Origin of the sequence: Frankia sp. AiPs1 (assembly GCF_023716945.1) — a bacterium.
Classification (GTDB): Bacteria; Actinomycetota; Actinomycetes; order Frankiales; family Frankiaceae; genus Frankia.
Genome location: NZ_JAMQQF010001086.1, coordinates 1 through 839, shown reverse-complemented (window position 1 = coordinate 839; position 839 = coordinate 1). Strand labels below are relative to the sequence as shown.

General features: G+C 78.3%; 2 pseudogenes. Both read left to right on the top strand.

The features are described from left to right. Positions 1-180 (top strand): annotated as a pseudogene (locus tag ND748_RS33025) (hypothetical protein); the annotation flags it as partial. A gap of 284 nt (positions 181-464) precedes the next feature. Then, a pseudogene (locus ND748_RS33020) lies at positions 465-839 on the top strand (beta-glucan endohydrolase); the annotation flags it as partial.

The following is an 839-nucleotide window of genomic DNA, read 5'->3' as shown; positions in this document are numbered from 1 at the left end:
CCCGACGGCCGGCCCGCCGGCTCGCCCCGCACCGACGGCTCGCCTGGGCCCGACGGCTCGTCCGGTATCGGCGGCTCGCCCGGGCCCGACAGCTTGCCTGGTGCTGGCGGCCCGGACAGTGCCGGCTCCGCCGCGGCGACGGACGGGCGGGGCTCAACCCGCCCGCCGTCCCACCGGTGACGGCCGGGAATTCGGGGGCGCAGGGATCCGGGAACAGCGGGGCGGGCGGGCGTGTGGACCCAGGGCTGGCCATTGTGCGCCAACCCGGGGTGGAATCCGCCCCGGACGGCGCACCGAGCCGGGCTGGAGCGCGCTCGGCGTCCTTGGCGGGCGGGCCGGCAGGGCGGGGTACGGCGGCTCCCGCACCGGGGACCGCCACCGCTGCCTCCGCTGAGGTCGCTGCCCCCGCTGAGGTCGGTGCGATCGGTGCCGCCGGTGAGATCGGTGTGGCGGATGCGAGTGGTGTGGCGGATGCGAGTGGTGCGGCGGATACGGCCGCGGAACGGCTCGTGGGCGGGGAACGGCTCGCGGGTGGTGAGTTGGCCGCCGGGGGGGCAGGGGCGTCTCGCCGGGGCGGCGGATGGGCCCGCTGGCTGGTCGGCGGCCTCGCTGTCGCGTTCGCCCTGATCGTGGGCCTCGCCGGCTGGGTGGCCGTCCGCGGTCTGATGGCCCGCTCGCAGCTCGACGAGGCCCGCACGCGCATCGTGACGCTGCAACGGCAGGTGCTGGCCGGGGACGTCCCGGCCGACGGCGAGCTGCGGGTACAGGTGGCGGGGATCGCCGAGCGGGCCCGGGCCGCCCGGTCACTCACCGGCGACCCGGTGTGGTCGGCCTTCGGC